This is a genomic window from Streptomyces sp. NPDC052114, assembly GCF_040680155.1.
Taxonomy (GTDB): Bacteria; Actinomycetota; Actinomycetes; order Streptomycetales; family Streptomycetaceae; genus Streptomyces.
On sequence record NZ_JBFAWC010000022.1, the window covers coordinates 1 to 14,200 of the forward strand.

The 14,200-nt window shown below is 70.6% G+C and carries 11 protein-coding genes and 1 tRNA gene; 5 read left to right on the forward strand and 7 right to left on the reverse strand.

Annotated features, from left to right (window positions below):
• Positions 1-240: 240 nt before the first annotated feature.
• From AB0L89_RS34895 to AB0L89_RS34920, 6 genes are all read right to left on the reverse strand, one after another.
• On the reverse strand, positions 241-1,902 hold the full coding sequence (locus AB0L89_RS34895; protein WP_365150407.1) for an AMP-binding protein: 1,662 nt from the start codon (positions 1,900-1,902) through the stop codon (positions 241-243).
• A 58-nt stretch (positions 1,903-1,960) separates the two neighbouring features.
• Positions 1,961-2,428 (reverse strand): DUF3592 domain-containing protein, encoded by a 468-nt coding sequence (locus AB0L89_RS34900; RefSeq protein WP_365150409.1) that lies wholly within the window; start codon positions 2,426-2,428, stop codon positions 1,961-1,963.
• A 161-nt stretch (positions 2,429-2,589) separates the two neighbouring features.
• Complete coding sequence (locus tag AB0L89_RS34905; RefSeq protein WP_365150412.1) at positions 2,590-3,192, reverse strand: lytic polysaccharide monooxygenase; 603 nt, start codon at positions 3,190-3,192, stop codon at positions 2,590-2,592.
• Between the two features lie 85 nt (positions 3,193-3,277).
• Positions 3,278-3,937: an AAA family ATPase gene (locus AB0L89_RS34910; protein ID WP_365150415.1), complete on the reverse strand. Its 660-nt coding sequence runs from the start codon at positions 3,935-3,937 to the stop codon at positions 3,278-3,280.
• Positions 3,921-5,111: an SPFH domain-containing protein gene (locus tag AB0L89_RS34915; RefSeq protein ID WP_365150418.1), complete on the reverse strand. Its 1,191-nt coding sequence runs from the start codon at positions 5,109-5,111 to the stop codon at positions 3,921-3,923. Before AB0L89_RS34915 ends, AB0L89_RS34910 begins: the two co-directional genes overlap by 17 nt.
• 157 nt (positions 5,112-5,268) lie before the next feature.
• The gene (locus AB0L89_RS34920) at positions 5,269-6,645 is read right to left on the reverse strand and encodes a peptidoglycan-binding protein (protein ID WP_365150421.1); all 1,377 of its coding nucleotides are present in this window, start codon (positions 6,643-6,645) and stop codon (positions 5,269-5,271) included.
• A gap of 220 nt (positions 6,646-6,865) precedes the next feature.
• On the opposite strand from AB0L89_RS34920, the gene AB0L89_RS34925 reads away from it, so the two are divergent.
• From AB0L89_RS34925 to AB0L89_RS34940, 4 genes are all read left to right on the forward strand, one after another.
• A tRNA-Lys gene (locus AB0L89_RS34925) sits at positions 6,866-6,939 on the forward strand.
• Between the two features lie 89 nt (positions 6,940-7,028).
• Complete coding sequence (locus AB0L89_RS34930) at positions 7,029-7,742, forward strand: FadR/GntR family transcriptional regulator (RefSeq protein ID WP_365150424.1); 714 nt, start codon at positions 7,029-7,031, stop codon at positions 7,740-7,742.
• Positions 7,743-8,043: 301 nt separating this feature from the next.
• On the forward strand, positions 8,044-10,038 hold the full coding sequence (locus AB0L89_RS34935) for a glycosyltransferase family 2 protein (RefSeq protein WP_365150427.1): 1,995 nt from the start codon (positions 8,044-8,046) through the stop codon (positions 10,036-10,038).
• Positions 10,035-11,972: a kelch motif-containing protein gene (locus AB0L89_RS34940; RefSeq protein ID WP_365150430.1), complete on the forward strand. Its 1,938-nt coding sequence runs from the start codon at positions 10,035-10,037 to the stop codon at positions 11,970-11,972. The genes AB0L89_RS34935 and AB0L89_RS34940 overlap by 4 nt, the downstream gene beginning before the upstream one ends.
• A gap of 135 nt (positions 11,973-12,107) precedes the next feature.
• Here AB0L89_RS34940 and AB0L89_RS34945 read toward each other — a convergent pair whose 3' ends face one another.
• Positions 12,108-13,139, reverse strand: a complete 1,032-nt coding sequence (locus tag AB0L89_RS34945; protein ID WP_365150433.1) for a glycoside hydrolase family 6 protein — start codon at positions 13,137-13,139, stop codon at positions 12,108-12,110.
• A 158-nt stretch (positions 13,140-13,297) separates the two neighbouring features.
• Here AB0L89_RS34945 and AB0L89_RS34950 point away from each other — a divergent pair, with 158 nt between their 5' ends.
• Positions 13,298-14,056 (forward strand): GAF and ANTAR domain-containing protein, encoded by a 759-nt coding sequence (locus AB0L89_RS34950; RefSeq protein WP_365150436.1) that lies wholly within the window; start codon positions 13,298-13,300, stop codon positions 14,054-14,056.
• The last annotated feature ends 144 nt before the right edge of the window (positions 14,057-14,200 follow it).

Genomic DNA, 14,200 nt, shown 5'->3' on the forward strand with positions numbered 1-14,200 from the left:
GGTGCCGGGCAGCGACAAGTGTGGCTCCAGCCCCGGCGCAGCCGGTCCCGCAGGGCGGTGCGGGGTAAACGGGTGGGTGGGTGGGGAAGACCCGGCGCGGAGCGCCGGGAAGCTGACGGGGCCGGGCGGCGATGAAGGTGGCCCCAGCCCCGGCGCAGGCGGGGCAGAACCCCGGTGCCGGGCGGCGATGACCGTGGCCCCGGCCCGGCGCAGCCGAACCGCGCAGGGCCCCCGGCCAGTTCACGTCAGCAAGGCCTCCCGCCCCCGGGCCCGGTACCCCGCGAGGAGCGACGTGACGTCGGACGGGGTGAGGCGGCGGAAGGCGCCCGCGCCGGGGGGCCGCCACCAGACGGGATCCCCGCCCCGGAGGAACCCCTCCGCCCGCAGCACCGACCGCGCCACCTTGTTCGTCGCCGTCACCGGCATCCGCTCCACCACCCGCACGAACCGAGGCGCCATCTTCGTCCCCAGGTCCTCCTGGGAGAGGAGGAACTCCGCGAAGAGGAGCGGATCGAATCCCGCCCCCTCCGGCGGAGCCACCGCCGCCATGACCTGGTCCCCCGCCACGGGATCCGGCACCGCGTACACGGCGACCGCCACCGCCCCCTCGTACCGCGCGAGAATGTTCTCGATCATCGCGGCCGCCAGATTCTCGCTGTCGACCCGCAGCCGGTCGTCCGCCCGCCCCGCGAAGTAGAGGTACCCCTCACCGTCCCGGTAGAAGAGGTCACCGGTCCAGTACCACCCGTCCCGCACCCGCTCGGCCTGCGCCGCCTCGTTGCGCCAGTACCCCTCGAAGGGGCTGGGCCCACGGTTCACCAACTCCCCTATCGCGGCGGCCCCGTTCACCAGCCGCCCACCCGGCGCGAACCGCGCCGCCTCGCACTCCCGCCCCGTCCCGGGGTCGACCACCGCGAGGTCGTCCCCGGGCGCCGCCCGGCCGATCGCCCCGTCGGGCGTGCCCGGCGTCCGCTGGATCGCCGCCCCGCCCTCGGAGGACCCGTAGCCCTCGACGAGCCGCACCCCGAACCGCTCCTCGAAGCGCGCCGCGTCCACCGCCCCCGCCTCGGTCCCGAACCCGATCCGCAGCGGGTTGTCCCGGTCGTCCGGCCCCTCGGGCGTGGCCAGGACGTACTGCACGGCCCGCCCCACGTACGTGAAGTACGTCGCCCCGAACTCCCTGACGTCCGGCAGGAACCGCGACGCCGAGAAGCGGGCGCGCAGCGCCACCCCCGCCCCCGCCGCGAGCGCCGGCGCCCAGTCCGCGATCACCGCGTTGCCGTGGAACATCGGCATGCAGACGTAGTGGGTGTCCGAGTCCTTGATCCCGAAGTGCGCGACCAGTGAGGCCCCGGCCGCCGCGAGGCGCCCCTGGGTGCAGATCGCCGCCTTGGGCGCGCCCGTGGATCCCGAGGTGAAGTAGAGGAGCATGCGGCTGCGGGGGCCCGCCGTGCGCGCGATCTCCGGTTCCGCGTCGGCGTAGGGCGCGAGGAGCGCGGCGTACGCGTCCGTATCGGTCACCAGGACGCGTACGCCGGGCAGGTCGAGGCCGTCGAGCAGTGGAAGGTGGCGCCGCTCGGTCACGAGGATCCCGCAGTCGGTGTGCACGATGTCGCGGGCCAGTTCGGTGCCGCGCCGGGTGGGGTTGATGCCGGCCACCGCGACGCCCGCGAGCGCGGCGGCGCTCAGCCACAGGGGATATTCGGGGGTGTTGTCGAGCAGTACGCCGATGTGCGGCTCGCGCCCGCGGGGCAGCAGGTCGGCGAGCAGCGCGGCCCTGGCCGCCGCGCCCGCCGCCACCTGGTGGTGGGTCAGCTCCCCGCCCGTGAAGCGCAGGCCGGTGCGGTGGTCGCCCCACCGCGCCCGTACGAGTTCCGCGACCGTGTTCCCGGTGCTCTCCATGGCCGCGCACCATAATTGACGGCTCGTCAGATGTGGAGGGTGTGCGCCGGATCGGGCGTCAGGGAAGGTCGCTGTACACGTCGTCGGCGAACATGTCGTTCACCGACACCATGAAGTAGATGCAGAGCACCAGCATGACGCCGAGGAAGCAGAGCAGGCCGAACGTGCCCGCCGTCAGCGCGTAGGGCCGGGGCGCCTGGGCCGTCGCCGCCTCGGGGCGAGCGGCCTCGTAGTGCACGGTGACGAGGTCGCCCTCGACGGTCGTCGCGGGGCCGTGCTCCTCCTCGAAACGGACGTAGCGGCCGTCGAGGGTCGTGAACTCGTAGACGTGGTGCAGCGTCGTGGTCACGTGGCTGTTGCCGCCGCCACCCCGCGTCGTCGTGTACGCCCGCAGGCAGCGCGCCTGGGCCGTGAGGCCGCTGCGCCAGGCCCGGTCGAGCTCGCCGGACCGCTTGACCAGCCGCACCGCGCCGACTATCAGCATCACGGCGATGAGCGTGGCCACGGCGTAGAACATGAACTCCATCAGGATCCCCCGATCTCGGTGCGGACCGCACAGGCACGGCTCCGCGCACGCCGTGAGGTCGTGCACGGCGTGCGCAGAACCTACCCGTGGGGCGGGGGGAAGATCCTCAAGGGGTGCTCAGAACCGAGGGGGAAGCCCGGTTCCGATGGGGTGTCATGGCGTCAGAACTGGACGTCCGAGCAGGCGTAGAACGCGTTCGTCGTGTCCGCGACCGTCCAGACCGCGACGATCACGTGGTGCCCGCTGCGGCCACCGGGGATCGTGCCGCTGTGCGACAGGGTCGCGGGCGGCTGCTGGCTGTTGTACGGCACGTTGAGGAACGGCGTGGTCTCCAGGGCGGCCCTGGTCACCGGCTTGCTCTCGTCCCAGCCCTGCTTGGTGATGTAGTACTTGAAGTCGGTGGTGCGGTGCCGCGCGGTGAACTGCCAGCGGAAGCTGTAGTTCTGACCGGCACTGACCTTCGTGGTCGGCCAGGCCCCGCCGTTCGGCGCCTTGGGCGAGTTGAGCTGGTCGAAGCCCGCGATACCCGCCGAGCAGATCTTGCCGTCGGCCGGACCCGCGGCCGGGAAGCCCTTGGGGCCCTCGACGCTCTGTGGCTCGTACTGGATGGAGCCGCAGTTGGTCACCACGCCCTTGGCACAGTTGATCTGGCGGCTGGCCGGCAGATCCGTGTAGCCGTGGCTGCTCGCGCCACCGGCGGAGAGCGCGAACGCGCCGACGGTGCCGAGGCCGACCAGGGCCGCGTACATCTTCTTGTTTCGCATGTGCCGCTCCTGCTCCTGCTGAACATGGGGAGTTCCGTGGGACGTGCGCGCACTGCGGTCTAGACCAAGCCTCAGATTATTGCCGTTAGTTGAACATGTCCATACCAATGATGGAGAGGATCCGTCCGCATCGCCCGCGGGACGTCTCCACGAGTTCACCGTTGGGGCCGTCGTTCGTCGCGACCCACTCCGCCGCCGCCCGCGGCGACCGGCCGCCCGCCAACTGCCTTTCCACCAAACGCTGTTGGCGGATACGACCCGGTGTGTCCAGATACCAGCACTCCCCCATCAGCGCATGCGCCGCACGCCAGCCGGGCAGGTCGCAGGCCAGGTAGTTCCCCTCGGTGATCACGAGACGGGCGGCGGGCGCGACCAGGTGGCGGGCGGCGACCGGCTCGTGGAGCGTGCGGTCGTAGTCGGGTACGTAGATGTCGTGCGCCCGGTCGTCGAGCACCCGGCGCAGCAGCGCCACGTACCCCGCCACGTCGAAGCTCGGCTCCGACCCCTTGCGCGCGGTCAGACCGAGCCGCGCCAACTGGTCGTTGGACAGATGGAACCCGTCCAGCGGCAGATACGCGGCGCCCGCCCCGAGCCGCTCCACCAGGGCCCGCGCGAGCGTCGACTTGCCGGTGCCGGGCGGGCCCGCGATGCCGAGGACGGCGCGCGGGACGCCCTCCGTCAGCCGCCAGGCGTCGGCCGCGAGGCGGCCGAGGGGCGCGGTGCCGTGATCATCGGTGTTCTCCATGGCCCGTATAGAACGCCACCGTCAGGTCCTTCACCAGGGCCTTGCGCTCGTAGTCGTCCAGCTCCACCAGGCCCCGGGTGGTCAGCCGCGCCACCGTGTCCTCGACCGAGTCGACCACCGAGGTCAGCACGGTGTCGCGGTGGCGCGCGTCGAGGGCGGCGACCCGGCGGCGCTGCATCACGGCGGCGACCTCGGGCGCGTACTCGATACGGGTCGGCTGCACCGAGAACACCTCGATGCCCACCGCCCCCGCGTCCGCCGCGAGCGCCCGGGTCAGCGCGGTGCCGACCGCCTCGGCGTCGCGCAGGGTGGGGGCCTCGTCGTGGAAGGCGTCGGCGGGCAGCCGGGACAGGACCCGCGCCGTGGCCGCCTCCACGCACTGGCGCAGATACTCCTGGTGGTCCTCGACCGCGAGCGTCGCCCGCGCGGTGTCCCTCACCCGCCACACGACGAGCACGACGACGCGGAGCGCGACCCCGCAGCGGTCCACGGCCGCCATCGGCTCGCTCCGCCAGTGCCGCAGGCGCACGTCGACCCGGCGGCGCAGCAGTAGCGGGTTCACCCAGAGCAGTCCGGTACGGCGGACCGTGCCGCGGTACCGCCCGAAGAGGCTGAGCACCCAGGCCCGGCCGACCCGGCCACGGGCGAGACCGCCGAACCCGAAGAGCCCGAGCGCCCCCGACCCGGCGAGCGAGGCCCACTGCTCGGCCCCGAGCCCCGCACCGCCGTACCCGGGCAGCCCCGCCATCCGCACCACGGGCTCGGGCAGCACGCCCGCCCACCAGAACGACAGCGCACACCCAGCGACGCCCGCGCAGCCGCCGAGCACCCCGACGATCCCGGGCAGCACCCGCGCCCGCCGCTCCACGAGGGCGGGGTCGACGTCGGGCACGGGCCGCGCGACCGGCTCGGCGTGCGCGGAGGTGAGGGACGAGGTCACGGGGGCGGGCCTGCGCGTGGCCCTGGGCTGCTCGCCCGTCCCCTGCCGGCGGCGCACCACGGCGGGCGACAGCGGTACGCCCGTCGCGTCGTCCGGGTCGTCGCGGAAGAGGAGGTGGACGGGGATCTCGGTGGTGGCCTCGCTCTGGATCACCCGCGACGGCCGCGCGCCGCCCGGCTCGGGTGCCCCGTCGGACTGCGGGGACTGGGGCTGTGAAGCTGCCGTCGCACTCATCCGTGCCTCCGCGTCATTCGTGCCTCGATCTCGTTCGTGCCCGCGTCACGGCCGTGACCGGTTCCCGGACCTGCCCCGGGCCACCCGCGTGACCGGGCCACCCTGCTGACCCCGGCACGTTCGCGCCCGGGCCTCACCCCCGCCCCCGGCCTCCCGCTCACCGGAACAACCGCCGCCACGTCTCCGGCCCCGGATACCCGTCGGCCGCCGCGCCCCGCCAGCCCTGGGACCGCTGGAACGCCTCCACGTTGCGCCGGTCGCTCTCGCTCCAGCGCGGGCCCGGACCCCGCTCGTAGTACGTGCCGAAGCCCTTCTTCACCAGCTGCCGGCCGAGCCGTTCGATCGCCGCGTGCGACTGGCCGGGGCGGAAGATCCCCCGGCCCGGGTACGCCGGGGCGCCGGTGCCCTTCCCGCCGTCGACCGACGAGCCGCCGCCCGAGCCCGAGCCCGAGCCCGAGCCCGCCTCCGGGATGTCCCGGCCCTTCCCCTTCATCAGGTACGACCACGTCGTCGGGCCCGGCAGCCCGTCCGCGTCCTTGCCCCGCCAGCCCTGCGCCTGCTGGAAGGCCTGCGTGGCCCTGCGGTCCGCGTCGCTCCAGCGCGGGCCGGGACCCGACCGGTAGAAGCGCTTGCCGCCCCGGGCGACCAGGGCCTTGCCGAGCCGCGTGACGTGGGCGTTGTCCGCCCCGGGGCCGAAGGACCCCGCGCCCGGGTACCGCGTCGAGGCGGAGCCCGATCCCGAGCCGCCCGGAGTGCCGCCCGTCACACCCTTGAAGCGGTAGGCCAGATAGCGGTCCCCGTTGGACCAGTAGGCATAGGGAGTGGCCTGTCTGCGGGCGTGCGGGCGGGCCTGTTCGTAGGCGAGGTAATGCGTGTGCGTGTAGTCGGTCCAGCCGCCGAAAATCGTCACGTGCGAACCGTTCGTGGGGTCCGCCGGATTGTGGAAGAGAAGAATGTCGCCGGGCTGGAGCCGGTCCCGGGAAATACGGACCCCGTACTTCTCCAGGCTGCCCGTCCATTCATTGCCGCCGAGGTTCCAGGCCATCGAGACAAAGCCCGAGCAGTCCTGCCGGTAGCCGTCCGACCAGTACTTCTCCATGCTGTACGGCACCTTCGCCGCGACCCACTTCTTGGCCCGGTTGATGATCGCCGCCCGGGTGGTCGACCGGTACGCCGGGCCGGACGTCGTCCTGGCCGGCGTCGTCGCGGGAGCCTTCGCCGGCCGCCCGGACGGACCGTGCAGCGGGCTCGCACCCCCCTGCGGCGTGCCCGGCCCGTCGCCTCCCGGACCCGCCACCGGCCGCGCCGGAACGCCCTCGACCTGCGCGGATGCCACCGCGGGCAGCGCCTGGCCGCCGAGCACCGTGCCGGCCGCCGCGGCGAGGACCAGGGCGCGGCGCGCGCCGTGCGCCCCCGGATGGCCGCCGAGCCGCAGCGGAAGGCCGTGGGCCATGGTCCGGCGCCGGTGAATACAGCCGGGGCAGTCGCAGTCGCTCTCGGGGTCGAATTCCTCGAATACCGGAGCATCCTCCATGCGATTCCCCTCACACCCCGGAAAAGAATGTCCTCGCATCTGCACGTCCGTCAGTTTCTCAACTGTCCCGGGATACCGCATGTTGACGGTCCGAATGATGGATCGGGCCGCGCGCCGGGAACTCCCGCGGGGCGGCCCGGGGCTCCCCCGCGGGCACCGGCCGGACGCCGGGTGGTCAGGAGCACCCCCGGACGTCCGGTAGAGTTCTCCGGGTCAGCAGGCGCCGCTAGCTCAGTTGGTTAGAGCAGCTGACTCTTAATCAGCGGGTCCGGGGTTCGAGTCCCTGGCGGCGCACAGACAGCGAAGGCCCTCCGTTCACGCGGGGGGCCTTCGTCGTGCCCGACCGGGGCCGGAGCCCGCACGCGTACCGCTACCGTTGCGCCATGGCGCGCGACATCCAGGAGCGGATCAAGAAGCTCATCATCGATCAGCGGCTGCCCTCCGGGGCCTCCCTTCCGACCGAGCCCGAGCTGATGGAGCGCCTGGGCGTCAGCCGGAACTCCGTGCGAGAGGCACTGAAGGCGCTTCAGGCCATGGGCATCGTCGAGATCCGGCACGGTTTCGGCACCTATGTCGGCCCGATGTCGATGGCGCCGATGATTGAGGGCCTCACCTTCCGCACCGTCGCCGGGCACTACCGCGGCGAGGACAGCCTGCGCCAGCTCCTGGAGCTGCGGGAGGCCGTGGAGACCGGGCTCATCGCGCGCCTCGCCGGCCGGATCCCCCCGGCCGACCTGGCCGAACTCGACGCGCTGGTGGACCGGATGGACGCGGAGGCGGCGCCCGTCGGCGGCGAGGTGCGCGCCGAGACGGACCGCGCGTTCCACGCCACGCTCTACCGTTGCCTGGGCAACCGGCTGCTCGGCGAGGTCCTGGAGGCGTTCTGGGACGCCTTCCACCGAGTCCGCACCGATCTGGTGGCCGTACCGCAGGATCCGAAGATCACCTGCCGTCAGCACCGCGAAATCCTGGATGCGGTGCGGTCGGGCGACGTTCTCAGGGCGGAGCGGGCCATACGGGAACACTTCGGCAACATTCGCACCCGCCTGACCCCGCCCACCCCAATGGTTGCCCCAAATCGCTCGTATGACCGGTAAACACCTTGTTTCGCCCTTGCGATCATGCTGTGCGGCGTAGAACCCTGTCCTGGAGCCATTGGCTCTCATGAGGCGGACGATACGGGGCAGTTGGGGACCCGTCCGGTCCGCGGCGGGGCAGGGACGGGGGTCCCGTTCATGAAGCGATGCCGAGGGGGGCATCATGCAACCGGAAGACCGTCGTTCCCTGTCTAAGGGGACGGTGGCCTGCCACTGATGCGCTCGTGACGGTCTACAGGGGGACTTGAGCGGGCGGAAGGACCAACGAACGCGCGGGGGACCGCGCGCGGGGGGATGACTCATGACGTCGACGCCGACGGGCGCGCGGCACAACGACCCGTCACAGACGACCCAGCTGCGGGTGCCGTCGCACCGGACGGGCGGGTTCCGGAGGATCAAGAAGACGCTGCCGCGGTACGACTACGAGCACTACAGCAGACTCGCCGGGCCGCTGACCCAGCCCGACCCGAGCAAGCCGTACAAGGTGCAGTACCGCTCGCTGCTCTCGCAGGAACCGCACCGCATACGTGCCGCGCTGATGCTGGGCGCGGCACCGCTGCTCTCCCTGATCCTGCTGGGCTGGCTCCTGCAGCCCGAACACTGGACCGAGCGGGACTACGTGGCCAACGAATGGCTGCCGGTGCTCGACGTCGTCATGCTGGTCTCGATCGGCCTGATCGAGTTCTTCCGCTGCATGAACGTGCTGTCCAACGCGCACGCGACGCTCGTCGCCCGCGACCCGATCCCGGTGGTGCCCGAGACCGGCACCAGAGTCGCCTTCCTCACCTCGTTCGTGCCCGGCAAGGAGCCGATCGAGATGGTGACGAAGACCCTGGAGGCCGCGGTCAAGATCCGTCACCGCGGTCTGATGCATGTCTGGCTCCTGGACGAGGGTGACGACCCTGAGGTCAAGGAGGTCTGCCTGCGGCTCGGCGTGCACCACTTCTCCCGCAAGGGCGTGGCGAAGTGGAACATGGCCAAGGGACCGCACCGCGCCAAGACCAAGCACGGCAACTACAACGCCTGGCTGGACGCGCACGGCGACGACTACGACTACTTCGCGTCGGTGGACACCGACCACGTCCCGATGCCGAACTACCTGGAGCGGATGCTCGGCTTCTTCCGCGACGAGAACGTCGGCTTCGTCATCGGCCCGCAGGTCTACGGCAACTACGACAACTTCGTCACCAAGGCCGCCGAGTCGCAGCAGTTCCTCTTCCACGCGCTGATCCAGCGCGCCGGGAACGCCTACGGCGCCCCGATGTTCGTCGGCACGTCCAACGCCGTGCGCATCAAGGCCCTGAAGCAGATCGGCGGTCTGTACGACTCGATCACCGAGGACATGGCGACGGGCTTCGAGATCCACCGCGCGACGAACCCGGGGACCGGCAAGAAGTGGAAGTCGGTCTACACGCCGGACGTGCTCGCGGTCGGCGAGGGCCCCAACGCCTGGACGGACTTCTTCACCCAGCAGCTGCGCTGGTCGCGGGGGACGTACGAGACGATCCTCAAGCAGTTCTGGAAGGCACCGTTCTCGCTGCCCCCGGGCCGTCTCTTCAACTACACGATGATGGTCATCTTCTACCCGATGTCCGCCATGAACTGGATCCTGGCGGCGCTCAGTTGCGCGCTGTTCCTGGGCCTCGGCGCGTCCGGCGTGAACATCGACCCGACCATCTGGCTGATGCTGTACGGCAACGCCTCCGCGCTCCAGATCGGCCTCTACATCTGGAACCGCAGGCACAACGTCTCCCCGCACGAGCCCGAGGGCTCCGGCGGTGTGGCGGGCATGGTGATGTCGGCGCTCTCGGCCCCGGTCTACGCGCGCTCACTGATGGACGCCGCGCTGCGCCGCAAGAGCAAGTTCGTGGTGACCCCCAAGGGCGATTCGGCCAGCCCCGACACGCTGTTCGGGACGTTCCGGATCCACCTGTTCTTCATTCTGGTCTTCGGGGCCTCGATGGCGGCCTCGTTCATGTACGGGCACTCCCACCCCGCGATGATCACCTGGGCCACCTTCGCCCTGCTGATCACGGCCGCGCCGATCTTCGCGTGGCGCTGGGGCATGCGGCAGGACAGGAAGAAGTCCAAGCCAGGGGCGCAATCCGGGCCTACCGCACCGGCGCAGGGAGCGGAGACGATGGTTCCGCAGCAGCGCGACGCCACGGCTCAGCTGCCGCAGGCCGACCCGGCCCCGCCGGGCGGGCACACGGCCCCGCACGCCCCGCAGCAGAAGCCCAGCTGGGCCGCGCCCGACCAGACCATGCAGATTTCCCTTGGGGGACGTAAGAAATGAAAGACCGTTCCAGCCGCCGCCGCGCCCGCCGCATCGCGATAGGCGCGGCGGTCGTCCTTGCGCTGGCAGGGATGAACGGCCCGTGGCTCTGGCGCGTGGGCTCGGAGAAGTACCACGACTACAAGATCAACAAGCCGGAGTACAAGGCGGACAACGGCCACTGGGAGGTCGTGAACTTCCCCGAGGAGTACCGCCAGAACACGATCCACGCGGCCCTCCTGCACACCGGCAAGGTCCTGCTCGTCGCGGGGTCCGGCAACAACCAGGCCAACTTCGACAAGAAGAAGTTCGACACCCGGCTGTGGGATCCGGTCAAGAACACGATCAAGAAGATCCCGACGCCGACCGACCTCTTCTGCACGGGCCACACCCAGCTGGGCAACGGCAATCTGCTGATCGCGGGCGGCACCCAGCGCTACGAGAAGCTGAAGGGCGACATCACCAAGGCCGGCGGCCTGATGATCGTCCACAACGAGGACCCGGACGAGCCGAAGACGATCCCCGCGGGCACCAAGTTCACCGGCAAGAAGAACGGCAAGACGTTCGTCTCCCAGGACAGCCTGCTCGTCGAGAAGGCGAAGAAGGTCTTCGACAAGCAGACCGGCGAGTTCCTGCGCACCGAGCCGGGCCTCGGCCGGGTCTACGTGGAGGCGCAGAAGAGCGGCGCCAAGTACGAGACGGGCACCCAGGACAACTACCGCATCCAGGGCCTGAAGGGCGCCGACACCCGAAACGTCTACGGCATGGCGCAGAAGCTGGCCCTGGACAAGAAGGACTTCCAGGGGATCAAGGACACCTTCGAGTTCGACCCGGTCGCCGAGCGGTACATCAAGGTCGACCCGATGAACGAGGCGCGCTGGTACCCCACGCTGACCACGCTCACCGACGGCAAGATCCTCTCGACCTCGGGCCTCGACGAGATCGGCCAGCTGGTGCCGGGCAAGAACGAGGTGTACGACCCGAAGACCAAGAAGTGGACGTACACCAAGGGGATCCGGCAGTTCCCGACGTACCCGGCGATCTTCCAGATGGCCGACGGCAAGCTCTTCTACTCCGGTTCCAACGCGGGGTACGGCCCGGACGACGTCGGCCGCAAGCCCGGCATCTGGGACCTGAAGACCAACAAGTGGCAGGGCATCCCGGGCCTGAGCGACCAGAAGCTCATGGAGACCTCCGGCACGGTCGAGCTGCCGCCCGCGCAGGACCAGAAGTACATGGTGGTCGGCGGCGGCGGGGTCGGCGAGTCCAAGGAGTCCAGCAAGAAGACCCGCGTCGTCGACCTGAAGGCGGACGCACCGAAGTTCACGGACGGCCCCGAGCTGGACAAGGGCACGCGCTACCCGCAGATCTCGACGCTGCCCGACGACACCGTGCTGATCTCCGGCGGCTCCGAGGACTACCGCGGGCGCGGCGACTCCAACATCCACCAGGCGCGGATCTACGACGCCAAGTCGGGTGAGATGAAGCGGGTCGCGGACCCCGTCGTGGGCCGCAACTACCACTCCGGTTCGATCCTGCTGCCCGACGGCCGCGTGATGTTCTTCGGCTCCGACTCGCTCTACGCCGACAAGGCCAACACCAAGCCGGGCGTCTTCGAGCAGCGCATCGAGATCTATACGCCGCCGTACCTCTACCACGGCTCGCAGCCGAGCCTCGGCAAGGGCCCGAAGACGATCCAGCGGGGCGGCTCGGGGACGTTCGCGACCCAGCACGCGTCGTCCATCAAGACGGCCCGCCTCATCAAGCCGAGCGCGTCCACGCACGTCACGGACATCGACCAGACGTCGATCGCGCTCGACCTGAAGAAGTCCGACGACTCGGTCACCGTGACCGTCCCGACGAACCGCAGCCTGGTCGAGTCCGGCTGGTACATGCTCTTCGTGACGGACGACCAGGGCACGCCCAGCAAGGCGCAGTGGGTGCGGGTGCCTTAGGGGCGCCCGGAGGGCGCTTCAGGGGCGCGAGGAACTGCGCGAGCAACCACAACGAAGCCGCAGTCGCGTCTGCTCAGTAACCCGGCAGACGCGACTGCGGCTTTTCGTGGGCTGATCGCGCAGTTCGCCGCGCCCCTACCGGGACGCCTTCGCGAGCCCGAGCGCATACTCGGGCCACCACTCGCCCGCCTTCGGGCCGCCCCGGCACGTCCCGTCGGACTCGCCGGGCCGCTTGATCCACAGGTACGCGTCGACGAGCGGGTCACTCGTCTTGGTGGTCGGCGCCTCGCCGAGCGCGCGGCCCGGCGGGTTGCACCAGGGGTCCTTGCCCTTGGTGTAGGGACCGTTGCCGTTGCGCGCCGTGTCGATGACGAACGGCTTGTTGCCGATCTTCGCCGAGAGCGTCTTGCCGAACTCCGTGCTGGCCTCGGTGGTCTGGAAGTTGGAGACGTTCACCGAGAAGCCGTCGGCCTGCTCGACGCCGGACCACTTCAGGGGCTCCCAGAGCGAGTCGGGGTTCTTCCAGCCCGCGTTGCCCGCGTCCAGATACACCTTGGTGTTCTTCAGGGACTTGAGCTTGCCGATGGCGCCCTTGAGGAGGTCGTACCGCTCCTCGTGGAACTGCTCGGGCGTGCAGTTGTCGACCATGTGCAGGACCGCGTCCGGCTCCAGGATCACCGTGGCGTGGCGGTCGCCGATGCCCTTGGCGACCTGGTCGATGAAGGCGCGGTAGGCGTTGCCGTCGGCCGCGCCGCCGCCGGAGTACTGGCCGCAGTCGCGGTGCGGGATGTTGTAGACGACCAGGAGCGCGTCGCGGTCGGCCTTCTCGGCGGCCTCGGTGAAGCCGCGCGCCTGGTCCTCCGCGTTCTCCGGGACGATCCACTCGGCGACCGGCTGCTCGGCGATCTTCCGGATCTGCTCGGCGTCGTCCTTCTTGCCGTCCTTGTCGTACGCGGCGACCTGCTTGGCCGCGTTGCCGTCCGGATTGACCCAGTACGGGTCCTTGCCCTTGGGCTGCTGCTCGACCGGCGGACTCGACGTGTCGCCGTCCGAGTCACCCCCGGAGGAGCACGCGGAGAGGAGCAGCGCGGCCCCCGCGAGCGCCACTCCCGTCCTCACCCCCCTGGCCGCGATACCGTGCCCACGGCCGGTGCCTTTGCGGTACATCCACTCCCCCTTGGGTGCACTGTCCGTTTCCCAATCCTGGCATACGCACTCCCTGCCCACGAGGCCCGCCCGTAGTGCCGCAAGGAGCTGTAGGAGAGCTGTTACAGCCCGCTCGCGCGGGGTAGGCGCAGGGCGCGGGGACTGGAGGTGGATGGGGCATGCGGGACCGCGACAGCGAACTGCGGCTTGCGGAGGTCCTGGTGGAGACCGCGGACACCCTGGCCGACGACTTCGACCCCGAGCGCTATCTGACGTGGCTCGCGGACCGCTCCGTCGAGCTGCTCGGCGCCCTGAGCGCCGGGGTGATGTACACCGGCGGGGACGAGCCCGTGCGCCTGGTGCCGTGCAGCGGTCAACAGGACGCGGTGCGTCACCTGTTGGAGGTGCAGTGCTGCGGCGGCCCGTGTGTGGACAGCTTCGGCTCCGGCGAGACGGTGGCTCCGGTGCGGATCGACTCCGAGGGCGCGGGGGCCCGTTGGCCCGAGTTCGCCGAGCAGGCCGACAAGCACGGCGTCGCGGGGACGTACGCGGTGCCGATCAGCCGGGGCGGCCGGGTGCTCGGCGTCCTCAACGTCTTCGTGCCCGAGCGGCATCATGCGGTGGCGTCGGAACGGGAGTTGCGGATCGCGCAGGCGCTCGCGCGCGCCGCCGCGGTGGGCCTGTGCAATCACCGCGCTCACTCCGAGTACCGGACCCTGTCCCGGCAACTCCAGACCGCACTGGACAGCCGCATCCGAATCGAACAGGCCAAAGGCATACTCGCCGAGCGCTGGGACATCGACCTGGACGAGGCGTTCGAGGTGCTGCGGCGCTATGCGCGCCGGGAGCGGCAGGTCATGGACCTGGTCGCGACCCAGGTGATCAAGGGCTCGATCGACGGCGAAACTCTGCGGGGCGACAGGTCCAAACCTTCCTGAGCATCCCGCGTCACCTGCGGCGATCACGGAGCGAGAGGGAGTGACGACTTGGCGTCATTCGAGTGCCGTCCCCCTCTAGGCCCGCGCGCCCATTCGTTCTAGAGTCTGTTGCACGGCCCAAGCCCCCGGCCTTGTAGGCCATTC

What these genes read in the sequence shown, in the direction of transcription:
- AB0L89_RS34895 (WP_365150407.1), bottom strand. Translation starts at nt 1,902, where the DNA reads ATGGAGAGCACCGGGAACACGGTCGCGGAACTCGTACGGGCGCGGTGG.
- AB0L89_RS34900 (WP_365150409.1), bottom strand. Translation starts at nt 2,428, where the DNA reads ATGGAGTTCATGTTCTACGCCGTGGCCACGCTCATCGCCGTGATGCTG.
- AB0L89_RS34905 (WP_365150412.1), bottom strand. Translation starts at nt 3,192, where the DNA reads ATGCGAAACAAGAAGATGTACGCGGCCCTGGTCGGCCTCGGCACCGTC.
- AB0L89_RS34910 (WP_365150415.1), bottom strand. Translation starts at nt 3,937, where the DNA reads ATGGAGAACACCGATGATCACGGCACCGCGCCCCTCGGCCGCCTCGCG.
- AB0L89_RS34915 (WP_365150418.1), bottom strand. Translation starts at nt 5,111, where the DNA reads ATGAGTGCGACGGCAGCTTCACAGCCCCAGTCCCCGCAGTCCGACGGG.
- AB0L89_RS34920 (WP_365150421.1), bottom strand. Translation starts at nt 6,645, where the DNA reads ATGGAGGATGCTCCGGTATTCGAGGAATTCGACCCCGAGAGCGACTGC.
- AB0L89_RS34930 (WP_365150424.1), top strand. Translation starts at nt 7,029, where the DNA reads ATGGCGCGCGACATCCAGGAGCGGATCAAGAAGCTCATCATCGATCAG.
- AB0L89_RS34935 (WP_365150427.1), top strand. Translation starts at nt 8,044, where the DNA reads ATGACGTCGACGCCGACGGGCGCGCGGCACAACGACCCGTCACAGACG.
- AB0L89_RS34940 (WP_365150430.1), top strand. Translation starts at nt 10,035, where the DNA reads ATGAAAGACCGTTCCAGCCGCCGCCGCGCCCGCCGCATCGCGATAGGC.
- AB0L89_RS34945 (WP_365150433.1), bottom strand. Translation starts at nt 13,139, where the DNA reads ATGTACCGCAAAGGCACCGGCCGTGGGCACGGTATCGCGGCCAGGGGG.
- AB0L89_RS34950 (WP_365150436.1), top strand. Translation starts at nt 13,298, where the DNA reads ATGCGGGACCGCGACAGCGAACTGCGGCTTGCGGAGGTCCTGGTGGAG.